This window comes from Lapillicoccus sp. (genome assembly GCF_036559105.1).
In the GTDB taxonomy this organism is placed as follows: domain Bacteria; phylum Actinomycetota; class Actinomycetes; order Actinomycetales; family Dermatophilaceae; genus Lapillicoccus.
This window is the reverse complement of record NZ_DATBTV010000012.1, coordinates 1-22,984: the sequence shown is the minus strand read 5'-3', so window position 1 is coordinate 22,984 and position 22,984 is coordinate 1. Positions and strand designations below refer to the sequence as shown.

At 72.3% G+C, this 22,984-nt stretch carries 25 protein-coding genes and 1 tRNA gene; 8 read left to right on the top strand and 18 right to left on the bottom strand.

The genetic code is table 11. The annotated features are described in order from the left end of the window. Positions 1-5 precede the first annotated feature (5 nt). The gene (locus VIG79_RS01060) at positions 6-773 is read right to left on the bottom strand and encodes a DUF3662 and FHA domain-containing protein (protein WP_331881016.1); all 768 of its coding nucleotides are present in this window, start codon (positions 771-773) and stop codon (positions 6-8) included. 125 nt (positions 774-898) lie between these two features. Between VIG79_RS01060 and VIG79_RS01055 the strand changes: the two genes are divergently transcribed. Continuing rightward, on the top strand, positions 899-1,507 hold the full coding sequence (locus tag VIG79_RS01055; RefSeq protein ID WP_331881013.1) for a hypothetical protein: 609 nt from the start codon (positions 899-901) through the stop codon (positions 1,505-1,507). 43 nt (positions 1,508-1,550) lie between these two features. Further along, positions 1,551-1,633 (top strand) — tRNA-Leu (locus VIG79_RS01050). Positions 1,634-1,714: 81 nt separating this feature from the next. Here the strand turns inward: VIG79_RS01050 and VIG79_RS01045 are convergent. Next, entirely contained in the window at positions 1,715-2,035 is a 321-nt protein-coding gene (locus VIG79_RS01045) for a putative quinol monooxygenase (protein ID WP_331881011.1), read from the bottom strand. A 172-nt stretch (positions 2,036-2,207) separates the two neighbouring features. On the opposite strand from VIG79_RS01045, the gene VIG79_RS01040 reads away from it, so the two are divergent. Both VIG79_RS01040 and VIG79_RS01035 read left to right on the top strand, forming a co-directional pair. Next, positions 2,208-3,668 carry a peptide MFS transporter gene (locus tag VIG79_RS01040; RefSeq protein ID WP_331881009.1) on the top strand — a complete coding sequence of 487 codons (1,461 nt, stop codon included), beginning with the start codon at positions 2,208-2,210 and terminating at the stop codon, positions 3,666-3,668. A gap of 42 nt (positions 3,669-3,710) precedes the next feature. After that, the gene (locus VIG79_RS01035) at positions 3,711-4,547 is read left to right on the top strand and encodes a DNA-formamidopyrimidine glycosylase family protein (protein ID WP_331881006.1); all 837 of its coding nucleotides are present in this window, start codon (positions 3,711-3,713) and stop codon (positions 4,545-4,547) included. 133 nt (positions 4,548-4,680) lie between these two features. Here the strand turns inward: VIG79_RS01035 and VIG79_RS01030 are convergent, their stop codons facing one another. Genes VIG79_RS01030 through VIG79_RS01010 form a run of 5 tightly spaced genes read right to left on the bottom strand, consistent with a single transcriptional unit; the run spans position 4,681 to position 12,218 of the window. Beyond that, complete coding sequence (locus VIG79_RS01030; protein ID WP_331881003.1) at positions 4,681-5,865, bottom strand: VWA domain-containing protein; 1,185 nt, start codon at positions 5,863-5,865, stop codon at positions 4,681-4,683. After that, positions 5,862-8,207: a DUF5682 family protein gene (locus VIG79_RS01025; RefSeq protein ID WP_331881001.1), complete on the bottom strand. Its 2,346-nt coding sequence runs from the start codon at positions 8,205-8,207 to the stop codon at positions 5,862-5,864. The genes VIG79_RS01030 and VIG79_RS01025 overlap by 4 nt, the downstream gene beginning before the upstream one ends. Next, a complete protein-coding gene (locus VIG79_RS01020; protein WP_331880998.1) occupies positions 8,204-9,337 on the bottom strand; it encodes an ATP-binding protein in 1,134 nt (377 codons plus the stop codon). The genes VIG79_RS01025 and VIG79_RS01020 overlap by 4 nt, the downstream gene beginning before the upstream one ends. Next, positions 9,334-10,860: a DUF5691 domain-containing protein gene (locus VIG79_RS01015; protein ID WP_331880995.1), complete on the bottom strand. Its 1,527-nt coding sequence runs from the start codon at positions 10,858-10,860 to the stop codon at positions 9,334-9,336. The genes VIG79_RS01020 and VIG79_RS01015 overlap by 4 nt, the downstream gene beginning before the upstream one ends. Then, entirely contained in the window at positions 10,857-12,218 is a 1,362-nt protein-coding gene (locus VIG79_RS01010; RefSeq protein ID WP_331880993.1) for an SWIM zinc finger family protein, read from the bottom strand. Before VIG79_RS01010 ends, VIG79_RS01015 begins: the two co-directional genes overlap by 4 nt. Positions 12,219-12,343: 125 nt before the next feature. On the opposite strand from VIG79_RS01010, the gene VIG79_RS01005 reads away from it, so the two are divergent. Further along, positions 12,344-12,967, top strand: a complete 624-nt coding sequence (locus tag VIG79_RS01005) for a hypothetical protein (RefSeq protein WP_331880991.1) — start codon at positions 12,344-12,346, stop codon at positions 12,965-12,967. 65 nt (positions 12,968-13,032) lie between these two features. Further along, entirely contained in the window at positions 13,033-13,641 is a 609-nt protein-coding gene (locus VIG79_RS01000) for a polysaccharide deacetylase family protein (protein ID WP_331880988.1), read from the top strand. A 6-nt stretch (positions 13,642-13,647) separates the two neighbouring features. Here VIG79_RS01000 and VIG79_RS00995 read toward each other — a convergent pair whose 3' ends face one another. Genes VIG79_RS00995 through VIG79_RS00970 form a run of 6 tightly spaced genes read right to left on the bottom strand, consistent with a single transcriptional unit; the run spans position 13,648 to position 17,897 of the window. After that, positions 13,648-14,409: an ABC transporter permease gene (locus tag VIG79_RS00995; RefSeq protein WP_331880985.1), complete on the bottom strand. Its 762-nt coding sequence runs from the start codon at positions 14,407-14,409 to the stop codon at positions 13,648-13,650. Further along, complete coding sequence (locus VIG79_RS00990) at positions 14,406-15,215, bottom strand: ABC transporter ATP-binding protein (RefSeq protein WP_331880982.1); 810 nt, start codon at positions 15,213-15,215, stop codon at positions 14,406-14,408. The genes VIG79_RS00995 and VIG79_RS00990 overlap by 4 nt, the downstream gene beginning before the upstream one ends. Before the next feature lie 17 nt (positions 15,216-15,232). Next, the gene (locus VIG79_RS00985) at positions 15,233-16,135 is read right to left on the bottom strand and encodes a DUF4097 family beta strand repeat-containing protein (RefSeq protein ID WP_331880979.1); all 903 of its coding nucleotides are present in this window, start codon (positions 16,133-16,135) and stop codon (positions 15,233-15,235) included. Then, on the bottom strand, positions 16,132-16,668 hold the full coding sequence (locus VIG79_RS00980) for a toxin-antitoxin system HicB family antitoxin (RefSeq protein WP_331880977.1): 537 nt from the start codon (positions 16,666-16,668) through the stop codon (positions 16,132-16,134). The genes VIG79_RS00985 and VIG79_RS00980 overlap by 4 nt, the downstream gene beginning before the upstream one ends. Before the next feature lie 60 nt (positions 16,669-16,728). Next, positions 16,729-17,136, bottom strand: a complete 408-nt coding sequence (locus VIG79_RS00975; protein ID WP_331880975.1) for a carboxymuconolactone decarboxylase family protein — start codon at positions 17,134-17,136, stop codon at positions 16,729-16,731. A gap of 11 nt (positions 17,137-17,147) precedes the next feature. After that, complete coding sequence (locus VIG79_RS00970) at positions 17,148-17,897, bottom strand: SDR family NAD(P)-dependent oxidoreductase (RefSeq protein WP_331880973.1); 750 nt, start codon at positions 17,895-17,897, stop codon at positions 17,148-17,150. Between the two features lie 55 nt (positions 17,898-17,952). Here VIG79_RS00970 and VIG79_RS00965 point away from each other — a divergent pair, with 55 nt between their 5' ends. Further along, a complete protein-coding gene (locus VIG79_RS00965; RefSeq protein ID WP_331880971.1) occupies positions 17,953-18,561 on the top strand; it encodes a beta-galactosidase small subunit in 609 nt (202 codons plus the stop codon). Positions 18,562-18,579: 18 nt separating this feature from the next. Here the strand turns inward: VIG79_RS00965 and VIG79_RS00960 are convergent, their stop codons facing one another. The 5 genes from VIG79_RS00960 to VIG79_RS00940 are packed head-to-tail and all read right to left on the bottom strand — an operon-like array spanning position 18,580 to position 22,381. Further along, positions 18,580-19,428: an NAD(P)-dependent oxidoreductase gene (locus VIG79_RS00960; RefSeq protein ID WP_331881049.1), complete on the bottom strand. Its 849-nt coding sequence runs from the start codon at positions 19,426-19,428 to the stop codon at positions 18,580-18,582. Between the two features lie 2 nt (positions 19,429-19,430). Further along, the gene (locus tag VIG79_RS00955) at positions 19,431-19,823 is read right to left on the bottom strand and encodes an AraC family ligand binding domain-containing protein (protein ID WP_331880969.1); all 393 of its coding nucleotides are present in this window, start codon (positions 19,821-19,823) and stop codon (positions 19,431-19,433) included. Then, positions 19,823-20,263, bottom strand: coding sequence for a cupin domain-containing protein (locus VIG79_RS00950; protein WP_331880967.1), 441 nt, complete (start codon positions 20,261-20,263; stop codon positions 19,823-19,825). The genes VIG79_RS00955 and VIG79_RS00950 overlap by 1 nt, the downstream gene beginning before the upstream one ends. A 29-nt stretch (positions 20,264-20,292) precedes the next feature. Continuing rightward, positions 20,293-21,117: a phosphoenolpyruvate hydrolase family protein gene (locus VIG79_RS00945; protein WP_331880965.1), complete on the bottom strand. Its 825-nt coding sequence runs from the start codon at positions 21,115-21,117 to the stop codon at positions 20,293-20,295. A 1-nt stretch (position 21,118) separates the two neighbouring features. Continuing rightward, positions 21,119-22,381 carry a Tm-1-like ATP-binding domain-containing protein gene (locus tag VIG79_RS00940; RefSeq protein ID WP_331880962.1) on the bottom strand — a complete coding sequence of 421 codons (1,263 nt, stop codon included), beginning with the start codon at positions 22,379-22,381 and terminating at the stop codon, positions 21,119-21,121. A gap of 92 nt (positions 22,382-22,473) precedes the next feature. Between VIG79_RS00940 and VIG79_RS00935 the strand changes: the two genes are divergently transcribed. Next, a partial coding sequence (locus VIG79_RS00935) for an alpha-L-rhamnosidase N-terminal domain-containing protein (RefSeq protein ID WP_331880959.1) occupies positions 22,474-22,984 on the top strand: 511 nt, incomplete at its 3' end.

The following is a 22,984-nucleotide window of genomic DNA, read 5'->3' as shown; positions in this document are numbered from 1 at the left end:
GGCCGTCACCGCTTACCGGGCCGGAACACCGCGTGGGTGCGCCCGATGGTGATCTCGTCCCCCTCGTCGAGCCGGGTACTGGTGATGCGCTCGCCGTTGACGAACGTGCCGTTCGTCGACCCGAGGTCGCGGATGGACGTCACGAGGTGCGGACCGTCGTTGGTCACGCGAACCTCGCAGTGACGCCGCGAGATCCCTGGATCGTCGAGGACCACGTCGGCCAGCTCGTCGCGCCCGATGACGGTGTGGGCGCCGATCAGCGGGTAGCGCTCGCCGTCGATGACCAGCCACGGGCGGGCGACCGGGCTGGCGGAGGCCCGCTGGGGCGGTGCCGCGACGGGAGCGTTCTGCGCCGGGGGCACGGTCGCACGTTGGGGCGCCTGCGTGCTGGGGGCGATCGAGCGTCGGCTCGTCGCCGGGCGGACCCGGAACACACCGGTCTCGAGCTCGTCGTCGCGGTGGAAGCTGATCTGGACCGGGCCACCCGGCTGGTAGCGCTGCGAGTCGGCGTGCTCCTGCGCCGCGGCGACCAGCTCGTCGGAGAGGGCCTCCTCGTAGCCGGAGAGGCGCTCGAAGTCGGTCCCGGAGAGCTCGATCGTGTAGAGGTTCGGGACCATCGTGCGGCCGTGGCCCATGACCGCGGCGCGGTCGTCCATGGCCCGACGGACGGCCGAGGCGAGCTCGACCGGCTGCACCTCCGACTTGAACGCCTTCGCGAAGGCACTGTTGACCGCCCGCTCCAGGCCGCGCTCGACCTTGTCGAACAGTCCCACTCGCCTACTCCTCGATGTGTTGACGTCCCGGTCGGAAGTCGGTTCATCGTAACCGTGACGCGCATACCAGCAGGTGAAGCACGACATGGGTGGGCGACCGGTCGGGGAGTCCTTACGCTTGCCGTATGCGTGTCGAGCTGCCGGAGGGGTACGTCCCGCCCCAGCCCACGCACCCGATGTACGGGTACCTCACGCCACAGGAGCAGGAGGCGTTCGAGGCCGAGGAGCGGGTTCGGCAGGGCATCGTGCCGGGCGTCGCGGCGGTTTCCGAGGGTCCCGAGGGTCCGGAGGGCGCCGAGGCGCCGGCGGTAGTGTCGTGGGCGCCACCGGTTCTCCGCACGCTGCCCGTGCTGCCCGCGCTGGAGGAGGAGACCGGGCCGGAGGAGCTCGGCGAACCGGACGAGGCCCTCGAAGCCGCGGAGGCGACGCTCGGGCGTACCGGCTGGGTCCCGGCGCCACCGCCGGACCCGGCCGTTGAGCCGGTCACGGCCGAGCCGGCCGCCCTGGGCGCGGTGGCCGAGTACCGGTGGGACGCATACCGGCAGGAGTGGGTGCCGGCCGGGACCGGGGCACCCGCTGCGCCGGCGGTGGTCGAGGAACCGCCGCCGGACGTCGCCACCGCGGCGGGCGGGCGAGGGGCGGCGAGCTCGTGGACCAGCGCCGACGGGTCGCGGTTCCGCTGGGACGCGCGGGCGCAGCGCTGGATCACCGAGCCGCCGGAGCCCTCCGGCTAGCGGTTTGGCGAGAGCGAGGGCCATGGAGCACACTGGTCCCCGCGCGCGAGTGGCGGAATGGCAGACGCGCTGGCTTCAGGTGCCAGTGCCCGAAAGGGTGTGGGGGTTCAAGTCCCCCCTCGCGCACCGACGGACCTCATCGGTCATCGCGGTGGATCTCACCCCCTACCGGGGGTGCGATCCACCGCGATGTCGGTCTCGGGCCGGCTACCCGATGCGGCGAGCGCGGTGGACGGTCAGGCCGCTCTCGTCGAGCAGGTCGTCGCGGACCGCGGCGAACGCGGTCATGTGCGGCGTCTCCCGATGGGCGTCCAGGTGCTCCGCCGTCTCCCAGTTCTCGTAGAAGTAGAACGCGGCCGGGTCCTCGATCCCTTGGTGCAGGTCGTAGTTGACGCACCCGGCCTCCTGCGTCGTCGGTTCGACGACCGACTCCAGCCACCGGCGCAGCTCGTCCTCCTTGCCCGGCGTCCCCCGCATGGTGGCGAAGACGGTGACCAGGTCACGACGGTCGTCGGTGGGCGTGGTCATGGGAACCTCCAGGTCGCTCGGTTCGGATCGCTTCGGCGCATGGCGCTCACGCGCCGGAACGCGGTACTGCTGAGTATCGCCGGCGCCGTCGCGCCGTCGCGCCGTCGCGCCGTCGTGCCGTCGTCGTCGCGCCGCTGTTCTGACCGCCGTCGGGGGTGTCATCGTGGTCCGCATGACCGACGTCGACCAGAAGCCCCAGGACGAGAAGACGTTCTTCGGGCAGCCGCGGGTCCTCGCCAACCTGTTCGGCGTCGAACTGTGGGAGCGGTTCAGCTTCTACGGGATGCAGGGCATCCTGCTGCTCTACCTGTACTACTCGACCGCAGACGGTGGCCTGGGCATAGACCAGGCCACCGCCGTCAGCATCGTCGGCGCGTACGGCGGTCTGGTCTACCTCAGCACCATCGCCGGAGCCTGGATCGCGGACCGGCTGATCGGCCCCGAGCGCACCTTGTTCTACGCGGCGGTCCTCGTCATGGCCGGGCACATCGCGCTGTCGGTGCTGCCGGGGATCCTCGGCGTCGGGGTCGGTCTGGTCCTCATCGCGGTCGGCAGCGGCGGGGTCAAGGCCAACGCGACCTCGCTCGTCGGTTCGCTCTACTCCGAGGAGGACCCGCGCCGCGACGCCGGCTTCTCGATCTTCTACATGGGCATCAACCTCGGGGCGCTCCTCGGTCCGCTGCTCACCGGCCTGCTGCAGACCAACTTCGGCTTCCACGTCGGGTTCGCCGCCGCGGCGGTGGGCATGGCCATCGGGCTCATCCAGTACACGATCGGGCGCAAGCGGCTGTCCGAGGTCGCGAACGAGGTGCCCAACCCGCTGCCGACCAACGAGCGGCTCCGGTATGCGGCGGCGCTGGTAGTTGTCGCCGTGGTCATCGCGGTGCTGGCGCTCACCGGCGTCCTCAAGGCCGACAACCTCGACACCGTGGTCATCGGGGTGACGGTCATCGCGGCGCTCGCGTACTTCGCGATCATCCTCCGCAGCACGCTGGTGACACCGGTCGAACGCAAGCGGGTGGTGGCCTTCATCCCCATGTTCATCGCCAGCGCCGCGTTCTGGTCGCTCTACCAGCAGCAGTTCACGGTGCTCACCGTCTACTCCGACAGCCAGCTCGACCGCAACATCTTCGGCTGGGAGATGCCCGTCTCGTGGGTGCAGTCGATCAACCCGGTGTTCGTCATCATCCTCTCGGGCGTCTTCGCGGCGATCTGGACCAAGCTGGGCGACCGTCAACCGCCGACACCGCTGAAGTTCGCCGCCGGGACGGCGATCATGGGGATCGCTTTCCTGCTCTTCATCCCCATGGCCAGCACCGAGCCCAACTCCGCACCCCTGCTCGGGCTGATCGGGGTGATCTTCGTCTTCACCATCGCCGAGCTGCTGCTCTCACCGGTCGGCCTCTCCCTCGCGACCAAGCTCGCCCCGGAGGCGTTCCATACCCAGATGGTGGCCCTGTTCTTCCTCTCGGTGGCGCTCGGGACCGCCCTGTCCGGCACTCTGGCGCAGTACTACTCGGTCGACACCCAGGTGCGCTACTTCGGGATCCTCGGGGCGATCGCCATCGTCATCGGCATCGTCCTGGCCCTGATGACCCCATGGCTGAAGCGCCTCATGGGTGGGGTCCGCTGACCTCGACAGGCAGCAGCCGGTAGGCGTTGAGAGACTGACGTCGTGCCCGAGCTTCCCGAGGTCGAGAGCGCCCGGGCCGCCATCGAGCGGGCGGCGCTGAACCGCCGGATCGCCGACGTCGACGACTCCGACACCTACGTCTGCCGGCCACACGCGCCCGGCGAGATCCGCACGGCGCTGCTCGGCCGCAGCCTCATCGCCGCGAACCGCCAGGGCAAGTCGATCTGGTGCGACACCTCCGGACCAGGCCGCTCGCAGATCCCCGGTCCGGAGCTGGCCGTCCACCTCGGCATGAGCGGCCACATCCTGGTGACCGAGCCGGACGGCGAGCTGACCGAAGGTGGCGACTGGCTGGCCAATGCGAGCCGGCGGGAGGCGGCCCGCAACCCGAAGAACCCGGCATGGAACCGGTTCACGATCACCTTCGAGGACGGTGGTGAGCTTCGGCTGTTCGACCCGCGCCGCCTTGGACGGGTGCGCCTGGACGCGAACCGCGAACGGCTCGGCCCCGACGCGCAGGAGATCACGCTGGCGGAGTTCCGTGAGCGGGTCGGCCGGGGTCACGCGGCCGTCAAGGCTCGGCTGCTCGACCAGTCGGTCATCGCGGGCGTCGGGAACCTGCTGGCCGACGAGACGCTGTGGCAGGCGCGGATCTCGCCGCGCCGGCCGGCCGACGAGCTCGCCCCGGACGAGCTGGCTCACCTGCGCCGTGCCCTCCGGACGGCCACCCGGCGGGCCCGCGAGCGCGGCGGCGTGCATACCGGCACGTTCATGACGCACCGGAGCCGGGACGGGCACTGCCCGCGCTGCGGGTCCGAGGTCGCCCGGGCCACCGTCGGCGGGCGCACGACGTACTGGTGCCCGGTGGAGCAGGACTGACGCCGGGCACACCCACGGCACTCGGGATCGCCCGACAGGCACTCGGTATGCCGAGCGGTCGGTGTGCGGTGTCGGTCCCGTTGACCCGGCCTCTGGTGCCTGTTCGAGTGACGGCTCAGGGGCGGCCGATGGGTCAGCCGCTCATCCCGCGCTGGTCGAGCTCCTGCGTCGCGGCCCAGGCCCGGATGTCACCGCGCTCCAGGGCGACCGCGAGCAGGTCGGGGAACGCGTCCGGGGTGCACGCGAAGGCGGGGACACCCAGCTCAGCGAGGTCTCCGGCCAGGGCCCGGTCGAACGCCGGCGCCCCCTCGTCCGACAGTGCGAGCAGGACCACGACGACGACACCCGCGAGGCGCAGCTGCTCGACCCGCGCCAGCATCTCGTCGCGGACGCCGCCCTCGAAGAGGTCGGAGATGAGAACGAAGACCGTGTCCGCCGGACGGGTGACGAGCCCCTGGCAGTAGGCGATCGCCCGGTTGATGTCGGTGCCGCCGCCGAGCTGGGTCGCGAAGAGCAGCTCGACCGGGTCGGACAGCTCGTCCGTGAGGTCGACGACGGCGGTGTCGAAGACGACGAGCGAGGTGCGCACCGCGCGCAGCGACGCGATCACCGCGCCGAAGATCGACGCGTACACGACGGATGCCGCCATCGACCCGGACTGGTCGATCGCCAGGATGATGTCGCGTTCGACGTGCTGCTGGCGGCGCCCGTAGCCGACCAGCCGCTCCGGGACCACGGTGCGCTGCTCCGGCAGGTAGTTCCTGAGGTTCTTGGCAATGGTGCGGTTCCAGTCGATGTCGCGCAGCTTCGGCCGACGGGTGCGGGCGGCGCGGTTGAGCGCTCCGGTCACGGCGGCTCTGGTGCGGTTGGCGACCCGCCGCTCGACGTCGTCGACCACCGTGCGGACCACCGTGCGCGCGGTCGTCTTGGACGTCTCCGGGATCGCCGAGCCGAGGCTGATGAGCGTCGAGACGAGATGGATGTCGGGCTCCAGGGACTCCATCAGCTCGGGTTCGAGCAGCAGTGCGCGGACCCCGAGCCGGTCGATCGCGTCGCGCTGCATGACCTGCACGACCGAGGAGGGGAAGTAGGTCCGGATGTCGCCGAGCCATGTCGCGACGCGCGGTGCGGACCCGCCGAGACCGCCGGTTCGCGGCTCGGCCCCCGACCCGTCGCCCGGACGACCACCGCCGCCGTAGAGAGCAGCGAGTGCCTCGTCCATCCGCTGGTCGTCCGCGCTGAGCCCCAGCCCCTCGGACGGCTCCGTGGAGTCCTCGCCGAGGGTGAGCCGCCAGCGCCGGTTCCGTTCGGCGGTCATGGGGCCGCTCCGGGTGGGAACGGCAGACCGAGGAGCCGGGCCACCGTGGCGACCGCGGGCGTTGCCCGGGCCAGGTCGGCGTCGGACCACTCGGTCGCGCTGCGCGTCGCGACCCGCGCAGCGCCGGCGTCGAGGCGGCGCACTTGGTGGGCCAGCTGTCGCCGCTCGGCCGGCTGGAAGCCACCGAACGTCCTCCGCAGCAAGGGCAGCACGTCGATGAACTCCTCCGGCCGCAGCCCGTCCAGCCAGGCGTCGAGCGTCGCGAGCAGCGCCGTGTCGTGGACCAGGAGCAACCCTCCGCCAGCGAGGAAGCCTTCGATCCAGGCGGCCTTCTCCGCCGGCGTCGAGCCGACCGAGAGCGCCCGCTGCAGCCGGCCGGCCGTGTCCTCGGCGTCGAACACCTTCGCGTCCGCCAGCAACCGGACGAACCGGCCGGCAAGCAGCCCGTGGAGGTCACCGCGCCGCGTCAGCCGCTCCAGGGTGTCGAGCCACTCGGTCCGCCGCTGCGCCGACAGCAGTGCCGTCGCGGCGTGAACCTCCTCGACGCGGTCCCGGAGGGTCTCCGCCGCCTCGTCGCCCAGTCCGGTCACGGCGGATGGCAACGCGGCCTCGATCCGCACCAGCAGCGAGGTAGCGACCTCACCCAGAGCCGTGGTGTCGGTCGACCGCACGTCGCCGTAGCGCATCGCGCGCACCAGCACCGGCAGCGCCTCCATGAGGTGCTCGACGTCGACGTCGAGCGCCGCCCGGTCACGGAGCGCGGTGAGGACCCGTGGCAGCGCCTCGGCGAGGTCGCCGAGCAGGCAGGCCTCCATGGCCCGGGTCACGGTCGCCAGCGAGCTGTCGGCGGACGTGGCGCGGTCGACGACCCGCGCCGTCGCGGCGTCCAGGACGGACGTGCCCCAGACGCTGGCCACTGCGATGTCGACGGCCAGCTCAGGGCGCCAGGCCAGCGACCACCCCTCCTTGAACGTCCCGGTGCCACTCGTCCGCGCCGGCGTCCCCCAGTCGATCCCGAGCACCCGGAGCCGGTGCAGCAGCCAGGAGCGCGCGAGGTCGTTGGGTGTGCGGAGGTCCAGCTCGAGGGCCCGGTCGAGCGGGTTCATCGCCAGCCGCAGCCGCCGGGCGGTCGCGCGGAGGTCCGCCTCCAGCGGGACGGTCGGCGCCTCGTCCGGGACGGTCCCCAGGCGCTCGCCGACCACGACGTCCCGGGTCACCAGCTCGACCAGGAGCTCCTCGCCCTGGCACAGCACCGAGCGGGTCGCGTCCGTCACCTCGGCCAGCCCGGCGAGCGGGCGGCCCCGCATCGTTGCGACGGCCTCGGCCAGCCGGACCGCCTCGATCACGTGGGCCGACGACACCGGCAGGTCCTTCTCCCTCAGCCGACCGGCGACCTTGGTCAGCCACCGCGGGACGACATGGTCCGGCGTGGTGAACAGGTGGTGGTACCACCCGGGCGACTCGATCCCCGCGCCGTAGCCCGACGCGTACGACAGGCGCGAGTGCGTCCACGGGACCCAGGTCATCACCGTCTTCGTCCTTGGCATCCCCTTGAGCACGCGCGCGTCGGCCGCGGCGGTGGGCAGCGGGTCGGTGAGCGTCGGCGCGTGCCAGGCGCCGCAGACGACGACGATGCGCCGAGCGCCGCCCTTGCGCACCTCGCGCAGGACGGTTCGCATGTAGGCCTCGCGCCGGGCCTCGTGGTCCTCGCCGCGATGCGTATGCCGGGAGTCCGGTTCCTCGCGCAGTGAGGCCATCGCCTCGGTGATGGCCTCGAATCCCGAACCGTCCGAACGGGACTCGATGACGTCGTCCCACCAGCGCTCGGGATCGTCGTACCCGGCGGCCGCGGCCAGCAGGGCGATCGGGTCGGACCGGACGACGGGCTCGACCTCCGCGTCGGTCTCGTCGGTCTCGTCGGTCTCGTCGGGAGCGCGGGGTTCAGGATCAACCCGTGCGCGGGCCGGCCGGTGGGCGAGCACGGCTCCCGACGGGAGGTCGATGAAGCGAGCGAGCGCGCCGTGCTCCATCGCCCACCGCAAGGCCTGCCACTCGGGGGAGAAGACCGCATACGGCCAGAACACCGCGTGGGCCGGCCTCGTTGCGTCGTAGGCGAGCAGCGCGACCGGTGGCTCCATGCCGTCGACAGCGACGAAGCGGACCAGTGAGTCGGCGTCGGCCGGTCCCTCGACGAGCACCGCGTCGGGCGCGATCCGGTCGAGCTCGGCGACGACACCGCGCGCCGAGCCGGGCCCGTGGTGCCGGACGCCGAGGACGTAGGTGCCGTCGGCCACCTCAGCGGCACCCGGTTCGGCGACCGGTTCGGCGACCGCAGCGGTCACCCGCTGACCTCGCGGCAGGCGCGGTAGAAGTCCGACCAGTCGGGTCGCTCGCGGACGACCGCCTCGAGGTACTCGGTCCAGACCACGCTGTCGGCGACCGGATCCTTGACCACGGCGCCGAGGATGCCGGCGGCCACATCCGACGACGCCAGCACCCCGTCGCCGAAGTGGCCGGCCAGCGCGAGCCCGTTGGTGACGACCGAGATGGCCTCGGCGGTCGAGAGCGTGGCCGACGGCGACTTGAGCTTCGTCCGGCCGTCCTCGGTCACCCCGGACCGCAGCTCGCGGAACACCCGCACCACGCGGCGGATCTCGTCGGCGGCGGCCGGAACCTCCGGCAGCTCCAGCGCGCGGCCCAGGTCGGCGACGCGACGGGCGACGATCTGGACCTCCTCGTCCTCGGTCGCGGGCAGCGGGAGGACGACGGTGTTGAACCGGCGGCGGAGGGCCGACGAGAGGTCGTTGACGCCGCGGTCGCGGTCGTTGGCCGTCGCGATGACGCTGAACCCCTTGGCCGCCTGGACCTCGGTGCCGAGCTCGGGCACCGGGAGGGTCTTCTCCGAGAGGATCGTGATGAGGGCGTCCTGGACGTCCGACGGGATCCGGGTCAGCTCCTCGATGCGGGCGATCTTGCCCTCGCGCATCGCGGTGAGCACCGGCGACGGGACGAGGGCGGCCGGGGACGGGCCCTCGGCGAGCAGGCGGGCGTAGTTCCAGCCGTACCGGATCGACTCCTCGGCGGTCCCCGACGTGCCCTGGACGAGGAGCGTCGAGGTACCGCTGATCGCGGCGGCGAGGTGCTCCGAGACCCAGGTCTTCGCGGTGCCGGGCAGGCCGAGCAGGAGCAGGGCCCGGTCGGTGGCGAGGGTCGCGACGGCGACCTCGACGAGCCGGCGCGGGCCGACGTACTTAGGGGTGATGACGGTGCCGTCGGCCAGCTCGCCACCGAGGAGGTACGTCACGACCGCCTGGGGCGAGAGCAACCAGGACGGTGGTCGCGGGCGGTCGTCGGCCGCCGCTAGTGCGGTGAGCTCGTCGGCGAAGAGCTGCTCCGCGTGGGGCCGCAGCAGCTCGCTCGCGGCCGGCGCACTGGCCGGGTCGGTCACGGTGTCGGTCACGGAGTCGGTCACGGGTCACTCCTTCGGAGCTCGTCGTCGACGCGGGCCCGCACCGACAGGGTCGTGGACAGGGCGGCGAGGAGGGCTCGCCAGGAGTGGTCGAACCCGGCCGACCGGGCCTGCTGGTCAGCCCAGTCCTCGGCGGTCACACGGGCATCGATGGTCTCGATGGTGACGGGGCTTCGGACCGGTAACCGCCGCGCGACGAGCTGGAGGAGCGACGTCGACTCCCGCACCGGCACCGTGCTGAGCAGGCGCTCGACGTAGCCGACGACCGCCGTGGCGAGGTCGGACGGCCACGGCCCGGCGATCACGGTGAGCAGGGGGAGGACCACGCCGTCCCCGGCCTCCACCGAGTCGAGGACGCGGACGGCGAGCGCGGCCTGCTCGGCCGCCGGCAGGACGCCGACGAGCGACGCGTCGACCGGCGCATCCGGGACCGCCAGGAGGGCCCGCGCCCAGGCGAGGTTCTGCTGAGCCCAGGCCGCCACGCGCCAGCCGGGATGCAGCTCGCGCGCGAAGTCGCCGACCACCGGAAGCGCCACGAGCTCGACCGGCGACCGCCCGAGCTCGTTCTCCCACAACGACAACGGCGCCCGCTGGATGATCTGCTCCAGCCACCAGGCCCGCTGTCCCTTCCGGAACCCCGGCTCGGGACCGGACAGCAGGTCGCCGCGAGCCGACGGGTCCAACGACTCCGGTGCGACCACGTCCAATGCCGGCGAGCGGAACAGTCCCTGGCGGACCAACCGGACCACAGGCCGAGCCCGCTGGACCGCCCGCTCTCCGAACGGGGGCTGCTCGTCGAGCGGGAGCCGACCGCCGAGCCGGGTCAGCAGCGTGGCTGCTCGGACGCCGACGGCGGCGCTGCGGTCCCTCAGGGCCGACTCGAGGAACGGCACGTCGTCGAGGCCCAGACCGTCGGCCATGGCGTCGACCAGCCGGACCCGGTCGTCGGCCGAGGCACCGGCCCACTCCGTCACGGCCAGCGCGCGGGCCGCCGCCGGGTCGACCGGGCGCAGGGCCGCGATCCTGTTCGCGCCAGGTCCCGGCGGCAGGAAGATCGCCCAATCCTCGTCGAGGTTCACCAGCCAGCGACCTCTCTCGCCGACCAGGTCGGTCAGGACCGGGACGATCCGGCTGTCCCGGCCCAGCTCGAGGAACGCCGGCAGCGCGGCCGGCGGGAGCACCAGACGCGCCTTCGCGACGGTGTCGAGCAGGTCGGTGGCCACGTCACGATCCGTCCGGACCGCCAGGAGCAGCAGGTCGGCGAGCCGGTCGGTCATGACGTCGAGGTGTTCCGCCGGCGCCGGCTCGACAGGGATGGCCGCTGCGGGCTGCACCGTGACGGCGTCCGCGGCCGTCTCCATCGCCGCCAGCGCCAGAAGGCGGGCGGCACCGTCGGCTTCGGCACTGTCGTCGGCCGCCGCCGCCACGGTGGTCGGGTGGAAGCCGGTATGCGGGAGCGGCCGGGTGCCCGTACCGACGGTGGCCGCGGTGACCAGCTCGTCCCACGCGACGCTGGTCCGGCTCACGGGGCCACCGCCGTCCCGGCGGCCGGGGCCGCAACCGGCTCCGGCGCATACGCCTGCCTCGGCCACACCCCGAGGGGCAGGAGGCGGCCGTCGGCCAGCTCGGCGGCGACCGTGACGACCGCGCCGCCGGAGAGGGCCAGGACGGGCCAGAGCCACTCGCGGCCGTCGCGCAGCGGGAGGCTGTCGCCGTCCTCGTCGACCAGCCGCCACTGACCGCCTCCGCGGGCGGGCCGGACGTCGAGCAGCGTCGGCCAGACGGTCAGCCAGGGATCCTGGGCCCGGGCCGCGGCGTGGTCGTCCAACGATCGGGCGATGGTCCGTGGTCGAGGACTGGGCGTGACGCCCGGCAGCCGGACGACATCACCGTGGACCTGGCCGACCAGACCGCGCAGGGGTGGCTGGCCCGGATAGAAGTGCAGGTCCGCGGGGATCGCCGTGCCTCGGACCAACGACCGGTCCGGCTGCCGGCCGCCGGCGCCGAAGGTGAGGACGAGCGCCGGCCGGTCCGCCTCGGCGGCCCACAGCCAGGTCCGGCGGGTGATGAGGTTTCCGGAGTCGGACTCCGTCGACCCGAGGACGTGCCACAGGTCCCGGACCGGCGGTGCCGCGAGCACGTCGTCGGCTGCGACCGTGTCGCCGACCCGCTGCCGGACGGTGGCGGCGAGCGGTTCGGGCAGCTCGGCGAGGCGCTGGTGCGCGGCGACGAGCAGCCGCAGCTGGGCCAGCTCGGCGAGGAGCCGGCCGGGCCAGCCCGACCCCGAGGAGGTCACCTGGGGCAGCCGGCGCAGCGTGCCCGCGACCCCGGGTGCCTGGGCGTCGACCATCCGGGCGGCCATGCCGTCGAACCGGCGGTAGGCGTCGGCCGACGCCCCGGCGATGCCGGTCCGCACCTGGTCGTGCAGCCAGACGTCGAGCTCGGCCAGCCCGCTCGTCACGCGCTCCCGGCGCCGGGCCGCCGTGCGCGCGGCCTGCTCCGGGTCCTTCGGTGCGGCCGCGCGGGTCTGGCGCTCCGCCTCCCGGGTGGCGCGGTCGTCCCGAGTCGCCGCCCACGCGGCGGCGAAGTCGGCCGGCTCGCCGGCGTCGGGGACGCCGTCGGCAGCCCAGAGCAGCAGTAGTCCGAGCGCGTGCTTGCAAGGGAACTTCCGGCTCGGGCAGCTGCACCGGTATGCGGGGCCGTCCAGGTCCACCACGGTCTGGTACGGCCGGGAGCCGCTGCCGCGGCACAGCCCCCAGACCAGCGTGTCGAACGCGCCGGTGTCCGACCACGGCGTTGGCGTGGACAGCGAGCGCCCGGCGCTCTGCGAGGAGGGGTCCGGGGCGAGCGCCAGCACCTGGTCGGCGCTCCAGCGGTTCCCCACGCAGGGAGGCTAGCCGGGGCCACCGTCGGGCGTCGTCGGGAGGAGGTCGGGTCCGGAGCGGAGACGGCCGGGCGCGAGGAACGGCTCGCGTGAGACGGTGGGCATCCGACGCCGGAGGAGGGCCGATGGACGACCTGGAGAGTCAGGCGCTAGTCGCCACGCGCCGTTCGCTGCACGGGGTCGCCGAGCTGGTGATCGCCGGGCCACAGTTCCGGACCCTGGGCTCGATCGAGCTGCGCGTGCGCCCGGGCGGGTTCGGTGGGCACCTCGCGCCGGTCCGGGTCGAGGGGTCCGACCTGGTCTGGGACGGCGGACGTACGCGGCTGGAGGGCACCTGCCGCGAGCTCGCCGCCGCGACGGGCCAGGAGGTCTCGGACCTCGCCGACGTCTACGCGGTCGGCTCGGGCGTCGACCCGGACGAGGCGCTCGCCGTCGACACCGTGGCCCTCGACCGGCTGCTCGGCTGGTTCGTCCGCGGCGACGCGGCGCTGCGGGCCTTCGCTCCGGACGTCGAACCCATTCTGTGGCCGGAGCACTTCGACGTCGGCCTCGCGGTGGGCGAGGTCAACTACGGCGCGTCGCCCGGCGACTCGACGCATACCGGTCCCTACGCCTACGTCGGCCCGTGGACACCGCGTGAGGGCGAGTTCTGGAACGCGCCGTTCGGCGCCCTCCGGGACGCTGCCGACGTCACGGACGTTGAGGCGGTCGTGACCTTCTTCGAGGCCGGGCGGGCCGCCGCGCGATGAACGGGAAATGGGCAGGGGAGACCGCCGGTCATGCCCTGGACGCGTCGGCCCGGTGGGCGACCGGGGTGGCGTTGCCGACGGTCTGCTGCTCTCGCCAGACCGACGAACCGGTGGTCGGGCTGACCTTCGACGACGGCCCCCACTCGGAGCTGACCGGTGCGATCCTCGACGTCCTCGCCCGACACGACGCGCGGGCGACGTTCTTCGTCATCGGCGACCGCGTCGTCGGCAACGAGGCCGTGGTCCGCCGGATCGTGGACGAGGGCCATGAGCTCGGCGACCACCTCATGCACGACGAGGCGTCGATCCGGTTGTCGCGCAGCCGGTTCCGGGACGACCTCACCGAGGCGCGGGACCTCCTGGCGCCCTACCAGGAGGTCAGCTGGTGGCGGCCGGGTTCCGGCTGGACCACCCGCACCATGGTCCGCGAGGCCCATGCGCTCGGTATGCGATGCGTGCTCGGCACCCTCGCCGTCGCCGACGGCCCGCCCCCCGAACCCGGGTCGTGGCGCGAGCAGCGCCTGTTGGCGCAGATCAGCGGAGGTGCCGTCGTGGTCCTCCACGAGGGCACCTCCGCTCGCCACGACGTCGTCGAGACGACCGACTGGCTGCTGACCCGGCTGGCCGAGCGCGGCCTGCGCAGTGTCACGCTGACCGAGCTCAGCCGCCTCTAGGTCCGCCTACGCCATCCGGCGGCGGTAGGCCAGCATCGCGAAGGCATAGGCGACCACGAGGATGCCGACGATCCACCCCAGGGCGACCCAGATGTCGCTGCCGACCGGCTGCTGCGCGAACAGGGCGCGGATGGCGTTGACGATGGACGTCACCGGCTGGTGCTCCGCGAACCAGCGGACCGGTCCGGGCATCGTCTCCGTCGGCACGAACGCCGAGCTGATGAACGGTAGGAAGATCAGCGGGTAGGAGAACGCGATCGCGCCGTCCGCGGTCTTGGCGGTGAGACCCGGGATGACGGCCACCCAGGTCAGCGCCAGCGTGAACAGGACCAGGATCCCGGCGACGGCGAGCCACGCCAGCAGACCCGCCCCGGTACGGAAGCCCATGAGCAGGGCGACGAGCACGACGACCACGACGGAGACCATGTTGGAGACCAGCGAGGTCCCGACGTGGGCCCACAGCACCGACGACCGGGCGATCGGCATGGACTGGAACCGCTCAAAGATGCCGCTCTGGAGGTCTTGGAAGAGCCGGTACGCGGTGTAGGAGATGCCGGACGCGATGGTGATGATGAGGATGCCGGGCAGCAGGTAGTTCACGTACGAGCCCGACCCGACGTCGATGGCGCCGCCGAACACGTAGACGAACAGCAGCATGAAGCCGATCGGCATGACCGCGGTCGTGATGATGGTGTCCGGGCTGCGCAGGATGTGACGCAGGGACCGTCCCTGCAGGGCGGCGGTGTCGCCGATGAAGTGCGTGCTCATCGCTGTTCCTCACTGGTCTGGGACTCGCTGGTCTGGGACTCGCTGGTGCCGACGAGGGTCAGGAAGACGTCCTCGAGGGTCGGCTGCTTCTCGATGTACTCGACCGTGGCGGGCGGGAGGAGCTGCTTGAGCTCCGCGAGGGTGCCGTTCACGAGGATCCGGCCCTCGTGGAGGATCGCGATCCGGTCGGCGAGCTGTTCGGCCTCGTCGAGGTACTGCGTCGTGAGCAGCACGGTCGTCCCCTGGTGCGCGAGCTTCCGGACCGCCTGCCACACCTCGATCCGGGCCTGGGGGTCGAGCCCTGTCGTCGGCTCGTCGAGGAAGATGACCGGCGGGCTCCCGATGAGGCTCATCGCGATGTCGAGACGGCGTCGCATACCGCCCGAGTAGGTGGCCACCTTGCGGCCGGCCGCGTCGGTGAGCGAGAACCGCTCGAGCAGGTCGTCGGCGATCGCGCCCGGGTCCTCGAGGTGTCGCAGCTTCGCGACCAGTACGAGGTTCTCCCGACCGCTGAGGATCTCGTCCACGGCGGCGAACTGGCCGGTCAGGCTGAAGGACTGCCTCACGTCAGCGGCCTCCGTGGCGACGTCGAACCCGTTGACGTTGGCCGTCCCCGCATCCGCCTTGAGCAGAGTTGAAAGGATCCTCACGACGGTGGTCTTGCCGGCGCCATTCGAGCCGAGCAGGGCGAAGATGCCACCCCGCTCCACCTCGAAGTCGACGCCGCGCAGGACGTGGACGTCCTGGTACGACTTCTCCAGGCCCTGTACCTGGATGGCAGGCTCCTGGATCTGAATGGTGGTCATCTCGTTGTCCGTTCTCTCTAGGCTCGTCGGATGGTGATGTCGCCGTAGGACGTTCGCGCGCGGATCGCCGCCCGCTCGATGTCCGGACGGGGTTCGGGGGTGCGGTCCAGCTCGCTGCGGACCTGGCCGTGGTCGGACCGCAGGTCGAGGTATGCCGCGGTGCCGGTCGGGATCCCGACGGTGACCGCTCCGTAGGACCCGGAGACCGAGGCCGAGCCGCGGACCTGCTCGCCGATGGCGACCTGGCCGTAGGCCGAGCGAGCGGTGACGTCGGCGAACGCCCGGGTGACGGAGATGTCGCCGGACGAGGTGGCGAGGTCGGCGGGGCCGGCAGCCTCGCGGATCCGGATCCGGCCGTAGGTGCTGCTGACCTTGGCCGGTCCGCCCACCCGGCCGGCCGTGACGGCGCCGCCCTGGCTGTCGATGTCGAGGCGGCCGGTGTCGTCGACCCGGATGTCGCCGTAGGAGGACTTGACGGCGCACGTGTCGACCGTGCCGATGACCTCAACCTCGGCGTAGCCGGCGTCGAGCCGCAGCGACGACCCTGTGGGGACGACGACGTCGACGTCCACCGAGCCGGGACTGCCGAAGAAGCGGCGGGTTGATCCGGGCACCCGGATCTCCAGCGCGTTGTCGGCGAAGTGCACCCGGGTCCGCTCAGCGGCCTCGACGTCGACCCGACGGGTCGAGCGGGCCGGGTTGATCCGGGCGGTCACCGTGCCGGTGTCCTGGGCGTGCACGCGAACGGTGCCGAACTCCAGGGTGACGGCGAGGGTGATCGGGGCGCCGACCTCGAAGGTGTGCGCGCCGTCGGCGGTGCCGGTGGTGGTGCCCCGGCCGGCGTCCAGCGGGCTGTCCTGCGGGACGTTCCGAGGCGTGTCCCGGGGCGTGTCCCGGGGCGTGTCCTGGGGGCCGGTCACTGCACCCACCCGCTCAGCTGGTTGCCCGACTGGTGCCAGGTCGGCGCCCCCGCCGCGCCGGCCCCCGGCTGCATCGCTGCACCGAGGGTCCGGACGAGGTAGGCGTTGACCGAGACGCCCTCACGCTCGGCGGCGGCCTCGACCTGGGCCTTGAGCGTCTCGGGGAGGCGGACCGTGATGCGGGCGGTGCCGGCCTCACCGGCGTCCTGCGGCACGTCGGGCGGCGGAGGTGGCGCGGCGGAGCCGGTCGCGGGCCAGCCCGCGGTGCCGGTCGCTGCGCCGCGGTCCTCCGGTCCGCGGTCGACGACGAAGCCGAGCTCGCGGCCGCGCAGGCGGACGTCCACCGAACCGGGCGCGAGGTCACGGCTGATCTCCTGGGCGGCGTCGGACACCGCTTCCTGGAGGACCAGTCGGGTGGCCGACTCCAGCGGAGCGGTGAGCCGCTCGGCCAGGTTTTCGGCCTCCGGTCCGGCCGAGCGCGCCGCGACGGCGAGCTCGTGACGAAGGGTGTCGACGTAGTTGCTGAGATCCATGACGCCACTATGACGTCAAAATGACGTCACTGTCAAGTCATGATGACGTCAAGAGTGATGTCAGGCGTCGGGACCCAGCGGTTCGGGGATCTCGGCGCCGTTCTCGATGAGGGTGTCGGTGACGACGCGGATGGCGTTCAGGGCCCGCGGGAACCCCGAGTACTGCACCGTGTGGATCACCGTCTCGAGAATCTCGGTGGGGGTGCAGCCGACGTTGAGCGCGCCCCGCGTGTGGCCGCGCAGCTGCGGTTCGAGACCACCGATGGCGACGAGCGCGGCGATAGTCAACAACTCGCGCTGGGCCAGGGTGAGACCCGGGCGGGAGTAGATGTCGCCGAAGTTGAACTCGATGCCGTAGCGCGCCAGGTCCTGGGCGAGCCCGGTCTGCATGGCGACGAGCCCCTCTGACCGGCCCTCGCCGTAGACCTCGTCGAACTTCGCCTTGCCGCGGGCGAGACGGTCCGCCATGGGTGCGCCTTTCAGATCGAGTGGCCGCCGTCGAGCGGCAGGACGACGCCGGTGACGTTGACCGCCGCCGGTGATGCGAGGAAGACGACCGTCTCGGCCAAGTGCGCCGGCTCGCCGAGCAGGCGGGTCGGGATCTGCGCGAGCAGGGCCTCGCGGCGTTCCGGGGTGTCCCGGTCGCGGCCCGGGGTGGCCTGCGCGCCCGGCGCGAGCACGTTGACGGTGACGCCCTGGGCGGCCACCTCGATGGCCAGCGCCTTGGTCAGGCCGATGACCCCGGCCTTCGCCGTCGCATACGCCGTCGCGTTGCGCACCAGCCGGCCGCCGCTGACCGCCGCGATCGAGGCGATGTTGATGATCCGGCCGTGGCGCTGGTCGAGCATCGACGGGAGCACGGCGCGGGTCACGTTGAAGACCGAGTTGAGGTTGCGGTCCATCTGGGTCGTCCACGTCGCGTACGTCATCTCGTGGAACGGGCTCACCGCGCCGCCGCCGGCGCCGTTGAGCAGGACGTCGACGCCGCCCCACTCGGCGACGATCTTCCCAACGGCCTCCTGGACGGCGTCGAAGTCGGTGAGATCGACGGCCGCGGACGTCCAGCCGCGACCCTGGGCCCGGACCAGCTCGCCCGTCGCATCGAGCCCGACGGCGTCGAGATCGAGCCCGGCGACGTCCGCGCCCTCAGCGGCGAGGGTCTCGGCGATGACCCGGCCGAGGGCTCCGGCGGCTCCCGTGACGACGGCTCGCTGGCCCTCGAGGCGCATGGCGGTCCTTCCTCATCGACGATGACGCGTGCAGTGTGCCAGGGATCATTGAAACGTGTCAACCAGAGTGTTAGCCTGCGGCGGTGCACCTGCCGCCGCGTGCCGTCCCCCTGAAGGCCCCTGGGACGAGACCCCGCACGGCGCATACCGGCTGACGCTCCCGCGGCTCGGTCTGCGGTTCGGGCTGCCCGGCGGGTACCGGTCGGTCGAGTGGTTCGGCCGCGGCCCGGGCGAGTCCTACGTCGACTTCACGGCGGCGGCGCTGGTCGGCCGCTACGCGCGGAGCATCGACGACCTTCAGACGCACTACCTCGTCCCCGAGGAGAACGGGAACCACGTGGAGACTCGCTGGCTCCGCGTCACCGGCGACGGCCTGCCGACCCTGCACGCACGCGCGGCGGGCTCCCTATTCGACTTAACCGCCCGGCGGTGGACCACCGAGGACCTCGAGAACGCCCGGCGCCCAACGGATCTGCGCGACAGCGGCCGGGTCTGGTTCAACCTGGACCACGCCCAGCAAGGGCTCGGGAGTGCCTCGTGCGGCCCGGCCCTCCCGGAGCGCTACCGCGTCCCCGTCGAGCCGACCACGTTCGGGATCCGCCTCGCCACGACGACCAACGGGGAGGATCCACCACAGTGGGGTGTCGCGGATCCTCCCGGCTGACCGCCCGAAGCGGGCGCGTCACTCCCGCCGGTACTCGTCGCGCCAGAGGTGCGTCGGCGCGTACCCGATCTGCTCACGGGCGCGGTCGATCGAGACGAGCGTCTCGAACTCGCCGAGCGTCCCGTGCACGGGCGCGTCGGGGAAGTGCATCGCCACCAGCACGGCGGTCGGGATGGCGCTGCCGGTGTCGGGCGCCGCGATCGACAGGACCCGCAGCCCCGGCTCCGGACGGTCCAGCGACAAGGCAACGGCGGCCGCACCGTCCCGCGCGTCGACGTAGGAGAACAGCAGGCTGCGTCGGTATGCGGGGTCACTCGCTCCCTCGAACGTGTCGTACTCGCCTGGGGCCACCACGTTGGTGAACCGCAGGGCGGTGATCCCCAGGCCGGGGTACCAGCGGACCAGCTGCGCCGCCAACGCCTCCTCGACGACTTTGCCGAGCCCGTAGGTGTTGTTGGCCAGCGTCACGTCCTCGTCGACCGGCAGGTAGGGCGGTGGCTCGTCGAACGGGAACCCCATCGCCGTGATGCTCGACGCCATGACGACGGTGCGGATCCCGGCCCGCAGCGCGGCGTGAAGCACGTTAAACGTCACCGTCACGTTGTTGTGGAACGTCGCCGCGTCCGGGACCAGCCCGTTGACCGGAATCGCTGCCAGGTGCACCACCGCGTCGAGACCGTCGTGCCGAGCGGTCACGCCGAGCAGGCTGTCGAGGACCTGCCCGTAGTCGGTCAGGTCGACCCGAACGAACCCGGCCCCGGGCATACCGTCGCGGTCGAAGCCGACCACCTCATGACCGTCGGCCCGGAGCCGCTCCACAGTTGCCGAGCCGAGCTTGCCGGAGCTGCCGGTGACCGCGACCCGCATGGTCACCGCACCGGGAAGTCGGAGGGCACCGCAAACGCCGGCACGGGATGACCCTCGGCATCCGCGTCGGACGCGTGAAGGTGCCCCGCCCCTCCACCCGCGGGATGGCCGGTCTCGACGAAGAACCCGCGCAGGTCCTCGTATACCTCCACGACGTCGTGGCTGTCGCCGGCCTGCGTCAGCACGATGTCACCGGTCTGGACGTAGTGCTCGGCCCCGTCGGTGAGCACCTTGGCCTTGCCCTCGGCGATGAACCACAGCTCGTGGTCGTCGTGGTGGTGCCGGTCGAACCGGCCACCGTCGCGCGGCACGGCGAACCGCCCGGCCGCGGTGACCTCGCACCACGGCGGCCGGGAGTCGGGGTTGAGCCACGCGCCCGGCGGGAGCACCGGCATCAGGTCGACTGGCTCCAGCTGGACGCCACGCCGGGCTCCAGGATCCGCGCGTCGGGCAGCTGGTCCAGGCCGGTCTCCGCGCCGCCGGGGGTGTAGACGACGACGAGCCGCAGCGGGCGCCAGTTGGTGTTGTAGGTCGAGTGGAGGGTGTTCTTGGGGATGTAGACCGCGTCGCCCTCCTTGATGGCGAACGCCTCCCCGTCCTCGCCGACGGTCTGGGTGCCCTCACCGGAGATGACGTAGATGACCTCCTCCTCGCCCGGGTGGACGTGGGGGTCGTGGCCCTTGCCCGGGTAGATGATCACCTCGCCGGTGGTCAGCCCGATCCCGGCGTCGAGGTTCGGGGTCACCAGCCATTTGATGGTGCCCCAGTCGAAGACCCGGGTCGGGACGGACTCCGGGTCGTGCTTGGCCGTGGGGAGGGTGCTCGTGTCGATCATGCGGGTTCCCTTCGGGGTATGCGGCTCGCTCAGTCGAGCGGGATCGCCTTGAACTGCTCGATCTGGGCCTTGATGGCACGTTCGGTGGGCAGGCGCTCCGCAGAGGAGGCGCCGAAGAAGCCGGCCACGCCGGTGGTGTTCGCGAGGACGTACGCGGCGTCCTCGGGTTCGGCGATGGGTCCGCCATGGCAGAGGACGATGACGTCGGGGTTCTCCGCGACGGCGGCGTCGCGCATCTCCTGGACCTTGCGCACCGAGGCGTCGAGGGTGACCGCGGTGGTGGCGCCGACGGTTCCGGCGGTGGTGAGCCCCATGTGGGGGACGAGGACGTCGGCACCGGCACGGGTCATCGCTATGGTCGACTCGACGTCGAAGACGTAGGGCGCGGTGAGCAGGTCGCGCTCGGCGGCCAGCCGGATCATCTCGACCTCGAGGTCGTAGCCCATGCCGGTCTCCTCGAGGTTCTGCCGGAAGTTGCCGTCGAACAGCCCGACCGTGGGGAAGTTCTGGACGCCCGAGAAGCCGATGGTCTGGAGCTCGTCGAGGAACTTGTCCATGAGCCGGAACGGGTCGGTGCCGTTGACCCCGGCCAGGACCGGCGTGTCGCGCACGATCGGGAGCACCTCCCGGCTCATCTCGACGACCACCTGGTTGGCGTCGCCGTAGGCCAGCAGACCCGAGAGCGAGCCACGTCCGGCCATCCGGTAGCGCCCCGAGTTGTAGATGATGATGAGGTCCACGCCGCCGGCCTCGGCCGACTTGGCGGAGATGCCGGTACCGGCACCGGCTCCGATGACCGGCCTTCCGGCGGCGATCGTGGCGCGAAGGCGTCCGAGCGCGGTGGCGCGGTCCATCTCAGCCCTCCACGCCGTTAGCGCTGCGAGCGGCGATGAGGGCGTGCAGCTCGTCGGCCATCCGCCGTGCCAGCGCCGGATCGTTGACGTTTGCGTCGTCGTCGATCACCGTGACGCCGCTGCCGTCGACGCTCGCCGTCACGGCGCTGAAGAGCGCCTCGTCGGCCTCCGGGTCGTGGAACGCCTGCCCGGGCGCGTCCAGCAGTGAGACCCCGCCGCGCGGGACGACGAGGACGGTGGGCCCGGTCGCGGCAGCGAGCTTCGTGCCGATCCGGCTCCCGAGCTCGGCGTTCTCCTCGCGCGTCGTTCGCATCAGGGTCACCGTGGGGTTGTGCACGAAGAACTGCCGGTCCGCGAACTCGGAGGGCACGGTGTCCTTCGGTCCGAAGTTCACCATGTCCAGGGCGCCGAGGCTGACCACCTGCGGCACCCCCGTGGCGCCGGCCGCCGTCAGGCGCTCCGGTCCGGCACTGAGGACGCCACCGACGAGGTCGTCGGCCAGCTCGGTCGTCGTGATGTCAAGGACGCCGGCCAGCATCCCGGACCGCGCCAGCGCCTCCAGCGCCCGGCCGCCCGAACCCGTGGCGTGAAAGACGAGGGTCTCGTAGCCCAGCTCGTCGAGGCGCTCGCGGGCCGCGTCGACCGCCGGCGTCGTGACGCCGAACATCGAGGCGCCGACCAACGGGCGCTCGTCGGTGGCGGCCTCGCTGCGACGCCCGACGTGTTCCCGGGCCATCCCCGCGATCGCGCCGGCAGCGTTCCCGAGCACCGACCGCGACAGCCGGTTGATGCCGGCGATGTCGACGACGGAGTACATCATCGTGACGTCCGAGGCGCCGACGTAGGGCGAGACGTCGCCGGAGGCCATCGTCGAGACGATCAGCTTGGGCAGGCCGATCGGCAGGTCACGGACGGCTCGGGCGGCGATCGACGACCCGCCGCTGCCCCCCATCGCCAGGACGCCGTCGAGCTCGCCCCGCGACGCGAGGTCGGCCAGCACGACGGCGGCCCCCTCACCCATCGCGGTGACGGCGGCGCCGCGGTCGTTGCCGTCGACCAGGGTGTCGATGTCGGTGCCGGCGGCCTCGGCCACGCGCTCGTGGCCCACGCTGACGTCGTCGGTGAAGGCACTCGGCGCCCGGATCCCGGTGTCGACCACGACCACGTCGACGCCGAGGTCGCTCAGCCGGTCCGCCATCCAGTGGTACTCGGCACCTTTGGTGTCGAGGGTCCCGACGAGGGCGACTCGTGGTGTCGTGGTCATCGTCGACGCACGGTCCTTTCCGGTGAGGGGCGGACGACGCGGCGTCCGCGGCCATCTTTTCCGAGAACTTGAAACGTGTCAATATGAGGCCCGTGACCGTCACCGTGGAGGCCCCGACCTTCGAACATCATCGTCGCGCGCTAGGGATCGGCGAGTCCCGGCCACGGATCTCCTGGCGGACGACCGCGCCGGCGGGCTGGACGCAGGCCGCATACGAGCTCCGCGTGGACGACCGCCACCACGAGCGCGTGACGTCACCGGACAGCGTCCTGATGCCCTGGCCGGCGGACGAGCTGCGATCCCGGCAACACGCCTCGGTATGCGTCCGGGTCACCGGCACGGACGGCTCGTCGTCCGACTGGAGCCCGGTCGCCGACGTCGAGGCCGGCCTGCTGCGTCCCGAGGACTGGGCGGCCCGGCCGGTGAGGGCGCCGTGGGCGGAGGACGCGGACTCCGACGACCGCGCGCCGCCGCTGGTGCGACGTGACTTCACGGTGCGCAAGGGACTGGAGCACGCTCGCCTCTACGCGACCGCCCACGGGCTCTACGAGGTCGAGATCGACGGGCAGCGGGTCGGCGACGACGCCATGTCGCCGGGCTGGA